The organism is Mycobacterium sp., from assembly GCF_035603715.1.
Taxonomy (GTDB): Bacteria; Actinomycetota; Actinomycetes; order Mycobacteriales; family Mycobacteriaceae; genus Mycobacterium.
Window position 1 is genome coordinate 1 of the sequence record NZ_DATNJW010000217.1, and the last position, 4729, is coordinate 4729.

5 protein-coding genes and 1 pseudogene are annotated in these 4729 nt (G+C 65.3%); 3 read left to right on the top strand and 3 right to left on the bottom strand.

The features are described 5' to 3' along the window. Together VN856_RS09135 and VN856_RS09140 are read left to right on the top strand one after the other, a co-directional pair. Positions 1–912 (top strand): histidine phosphatase family protein (locus VN856_RS09135; RefSeq protein WP_325688188.1); only part of this gene is annotated, 912 nt, incomplete at its 5' end. Between the two features lie 8 nt (positions 913–920). Then, positions 921–1871 carry a histidine phosphatase family protein gene (locus tag VN856_RS09140; protein ID WP_325688189.1) on the top strand — a complete coding sequence of 317 codons (951 nt, stop codon included), beginning with the start codon at positions 921–923 and terminating at the stop codon, positions 1869–1871. Here the strand turns inward: VN856_RS09140 and VN856_RS09145 are convergent. Genes VN856_RS09145 through VN856_RS09155 form a run of 3 tightly spaced genes read right to left on the bottom strand, consistent with a single transcriptional unit; the run spans position 1846 to position 4285 of the window. Continuing rightward, a complete protein-coding gene (locus tag VN856_RS09145) occupies positions 1846–2556 on the bottom strand; it encodes an MBL fold metallo-hydrolase (RefSeq protein ID WP_325688191.1) in 711 nt (236 codons plus the stop codon). The genes VN856_RS09140 and VN856_RS09145 overlap by 26 nt on opposite strands. Before the next feature lie 24 nt (positions 2557–2580). Then, complete coding sequence (locus VN856_RS09150; RefSeq protein WP_325688193.1) at positions 2581–3486, bottom strand: SDR family oxidoreductase; 906 nt, start codon at positions 3484–3486, stop codon at positions 2581–2583. Between the two features lie 13 nt (positions 3487–3499). Next, positions 3500–4285: an SDR family oxidoreductase gene (locus VN856_RS09155; RefSeq protein WP_325688195.1), complete on the bottom strand. Its 786-nt coding sequence runs from the start codon at positions 4283–4285 to the stop codon at positions 3500–3502. 67 nt (positions 4286–4352) lie between these two features. Here VN856_RS09155 and echA20 point away from each other — a divergent pair. Further along, a pseudogene (echA20, locus tag VN856_RS09160) lies at positions 4353–4729 on the top strand ((7aS)-7a-methyl-1,5-dioxo-2,3,5,6,7,7a-hexahydro-1H-indene-carboxyl-CoA hydrolase); the annotation flags it as partial.

A 4729-nucleotide genomic window follows, 5' to 3' on the forward strand; every position in this document is an offset into this window, starting at 1 on the left:
GCCTGGGCCGACGACGGGTCGATCATCATCGACTTTGTCCGGCACGGGGAGTCGATCGACAACAACGCGGGCATCATCGACACGAACCCACCCGGAACCGCACTCGACGCGACCGGCCAAGGTCAGGCGACCGACGTCGCGACCGCAATCCAGCACGAGTTCGGCACCAACATCGCCGGGGTCTTCGACTCGGAGGAGCTCAGGACCGCGCAGACGGCACAGCCGTTGCTGGATGCGCTGAGTACCGCGGCCGGCCATACAGTGGACGCCACGACATTGAGCGGAGTCAACGAGATCCCGGCCGGCGCCTTCGAGGGCGACCCGACCAACGGCATCGAGGGCATCCTGTACTTGCTGGGCCCGCTTTCCTGGGCGTTCGGGGATGTATTGGTGCCGGACATCGGCGATCCCAGCGTGAACGGGGTGACGTTCGACCAAGACTTCGGTGGCGCCGTGCAAGACATCTTCACCACCACTGCAAGCGCCAGCGGTACCGCGAACGACGTCGCGTTCTCCAGCGAAGGCGCGATCGCCGTCTGGACGCTGATGAACGTCAAGAACCCGGACTTCTCCGTGCTCCTGCAGGAGGTGGAGCAAACTGAAGGTTTCCTGCCCAACACGGGCCAGGTCGTCATCGAAGGCCAGCCCGGGGATTGGACGCTGGTCAGCTATAACGGGGTCGACGTACCGCAGGATCCGGGGCTGGGCACCGAGCTTTTCGTCGACTTCCGCAACCTGATCGAGGCGCCGCAATTCGCCGGCTACGACATCTACGAGGCTCTGCTGACCGGTAATTCGGCGACGATCGACGCCGCGCTTCAGACCGGCCTCAGCCAAGTCGACGCGGCGCTGAGCCAATTCCCGGTCGACGTGTTCGACCAGATCGTGGCCGCCCTCGGCGGCAGCATCTGAGCCGGGCAGTGCTCAAGACCCTTGGCGTTGCTGTCGGCCTGCTGTCGGCGGCCCTGCAATCGATGGGGTCCGCCACGGCGTGGGCCGACGACGGGTCGATCGTGCTGGACTTCGTCCGGCACGGCGAGTCCGGCGACATGACCGCGATCAACACGCTGGTTCCCGGACCGGGCCTCACCGCTACCGGCGACCTACAGGCCGATGACCTCGTTAAAGTGCTGTCGGGCAGCGGAATCGACGACATCTACGCGTCGACGATGGTCAGGTCGCACGAGACCGCCGCGCCGCTGGCCGACGCGCTGGGTCTGCCGATCCATGATTTGGCCCAGCTCAATGAAATCGATGCCGGCATTTTCGAGGGCATGCCGGTGAATGTCGGCGACCTTCCGGTGGGCGGCGCCCTGTATCTGCTCGCGCCCGCGTTATGGACGCTCGGGCTGGACTTCGTGCCGGAGTTGGGCTCCACCGACGCCAACGGCGTCGTGTTCGACCAGCGCGTCGACGAGGCCGTCCAGACGATCTATGCCGGCAGCAGTGCGGGCGACACCGATGCGGTGTTCGCACACGAAGGCACGATCGCGATCTGGACGCTGATGAATGTCAACAACCCGGATTTCCCGCTCGTACTCAACGAGCTGTTCAGCACCGGCGAATTGTTGCCCTACACAGGCCAAGTCGTGGTCGACGGCTCACCAGGTGATTGGACGCTGGTCAGTTGGGACGGGACGCCGGTACCGCAGGATCCGGGCCTGACGACCGACCTGTTCGTCGACTTCCGCAACCTGATCGAGGCACCGCAATTCGCCGGCTACGACATCTACGAGGCCCTGCTCACCGGTAATTCGGCGACGATCGATGCCGCGCTTCAGACCGGCCTCGGCCAAGTCGACGCTGCGCTGGCGCAGTTCCCCGTCGCGGTGTTCGACGATATCATCACGGCCCTGGGCGGTACCTTCTGAGCCAATCTTGTTGGCGGCGGACGAATTCCGCATCCACAACGCAGCCGTGCCCCGGTACGTAGATGGCGTCGGATCCGCCGATCGCGAGAAGACGGTCGAGGGTGTTTGGCCACGCCGCCACATCGGAATCGACATCGATTGCCGGGTCGCCGGATTCCTCGATGAGATCACCGGCGAAGATCACGGTCCGCTCGCCGGCGACACCCGGAACTGAGACGACGAGATCCGCGTCGGTGTGGCCGCCCCCCGGCCGTGCGATGGTCACCTCGCGGTTCCCCAGGTCGACGATTGCGTCGTCGACGGCGTGCTGGGGCGCCCGCAGGGTGGCGATCGCATGGTCGATCTCAGCGGGGTCTGTCCCATAACTCAGCGCATCGTCGCGAAGCTGCGCGATATCGGTTGTGAGGTAGTCCAAAACTTCTGGTGCACAGAATATTTGAGCATCTGCAAATCCCCCGGAGCCCAGCACGTGATCGAAGTGCTTGTGGGTCAACACCACATGCGTCACGCCGCATCCGGCAATCACGCGTACGTCGGCGTCGATAGCGTGCGCTTCAGTCAGCGTGGTACCGGTGTCGACCAGCAACGCTCCGGCACTGCCCTGCACCAGACCGACGGTGACGTCGAGAAACGGCAGCCGACAACGATGCACGCTGTCGGTCAAGGACTCCCAGTCGAAGTGCACAAGTAGCCAGTGCAGGCCTGAAGATCAGGCCCCGTAAACCGGGACCGGTGGCCGCGACTTGGCCAGCAGGTCGGCGACGACGGGTCCCAACTCGGCGGGATCCCAGCGCGCGCCCTTGTCGATCTGCGGTCCGTGCGCCCAGCCCTCGGCGACCCGGATCTTGCCGCCCTCGATCTCGAACACCTTGCCAGTGATGTCACGAGATTCGTTGCTGCCCAACCACACCACCAACGGCGAGATGTTCTCCGGCGCCATCGCGTCGAAGTCGTCGTCCTGGGTGGCCATCATGTCCGCGAACACTGTCTCGGTCATCCGGGTCCGGGCTGACGGGGCGATCGCGTTGACTGTGACGCCGTAGCGGCCCATTTCAGCGGCGGCGACCAGCGTCATCGCCGCAATGCCCGCCTTGGCCGCGCTGTAGTTGCCCTGGCCCACACTGCCCTGCAGGCCCGCGCCGGAGCTGGTGTTAATGATCCGCGCGTCAACGGCTTTGCCCTCTTTGCTCAGCCCGCGCCAGTAGGAGGCCGCATGGCGCATGGCCGCGAAGTGGCCCTTGAGATGTACGGCGATGACGGCATCGAATTCCTCTTCGCTGGTGTTGGCCATCATCCGGTCGCGCACGATACCGGCGTTGTTGACCAGCACGTCCAGGCCACCGAAACTGTCGACGGCGGTCTGGACCAGAGCGGCGGCCTGATCCCAGTCCGCGATGTTGGAGCCGTTGGCGACGGCTTCACCTCCGGCAGCGGTGATCTCGTCGACGACACTCTGGGCCGCACTGCCACCACCGGCGGGCGATCCGTCCAGGCCCACACCGATGTCGTTGACCACAACGCGCGCGCCTTCTGCGGCGAAGGCCAAGGCGTGCGCGCGCCCGATACCGCCGCCCGCTCCGGTGACGATGACGACGCGGCCGTCGACTATTCCCATACCGGTGACTCCTCTACTTGATCGCGTTTGCGGTCGTGGTGGCCAGATAGTGCGGCGGTTCCCCGCCGCCGTGCACCTCCAACGAGGCACCGCTGATGTAGGCCGCCGCGTCCGAGGCCAGAAACGCTGCGGCCCAACCGACATCGGCAGGTGTGGCGAGCCGTCCGAGCGGCACGTTCTTCGAAATCGCGGCGATCGATTCGGCGTCGCCGTAGAACAGCTCCGATTGCTCGGTCTCGACCATGCCGACCACACAGGCGTTCACCCGCACCTTCGGGCCCCATTCCACCGCCAGCGTCTGAGTGAGACTTTCCAGACCCGCCTTGGCCGCCCCGTAGGCGCCGGTACCCGGTGACGGCCGTCGGCCGCTGAGGCTGCAGATGTTGACGATCGACCCGCCACCTGGCTGGTTTTGCATCGTCTCGTTAGCGTGCTGGGAAACCGACAGTGCGCCAATCAGATTGAGCTCAATGATTTTGCGGTTGAACTTCGCACTGGACTCCGCCGTCAACACGAACGGCGACCCTCCGGCGTTGTTGACGACCACGTCGAGGCGGCCGTGCCGGTCGACGATCGCGTCAACCATCGCCTTGACCGCGTCGTCGTCGCGGATGTCGCAGGGGTGGAATTCGTAGGGCAGGCCTTCAACCTCTCGCCTAGCACAGGTGACGACGGTGGCACCTTGCTGGGCGAAAACGCTGCTGATCCCGGCACCTACCCCTCGAACGCCGCCGGTTACCAGCACGACCCGGCCGCTGAGCCCGAAGCTGAACGCGGGGCCTCCATCGGCGTGGGTCACTGTGCTAGCGTACCAAGCAAGTGCTTGCTTAGGTAATCGTCCCCCAAGGAAGTGGTCGAGGATCTCGATGACTATTACGTCGCGCACCGTCGAACCGGGGATAGTCGCGGTCACCGTCGACTTTCCCCCTGTCAACGCCATCCCGTCACGCGGCTGGTTCGAACTCGGCGAGGTGCTGACCTCCGCCGGCAACGACCAGACCACTCACGCAGTGATCCTGCGGGCCGAGGGCCGTGGGTTCAACGCCGGGGTCGACATCAAAGAGATGCAGCGCACCGAGGGCTTCACGGCGCTCATCGACGCCAACCGCGGCTGCTTCGCCGCCTTCCGCGCGGTCTACGAGTGCGCGGTCCCGGTGATCGCCGCGGTCAACGGATTCTGCGTCGGAGGCGGCATCGGTCTGGTGGGCAACGCCGACGTCATCGTGGCCTCCGAGGATGCGAC

What these genes read in the sequence shown, in the direction of transcription:
- VN856_RS09150 (WP_325688193.1), bottom strand. Translation starts at nt 3,486, where the DNA reads ATGGGAATAGTCGACGGCCGCGTCGTCATCGTCACCGGAGCGGGCGGC.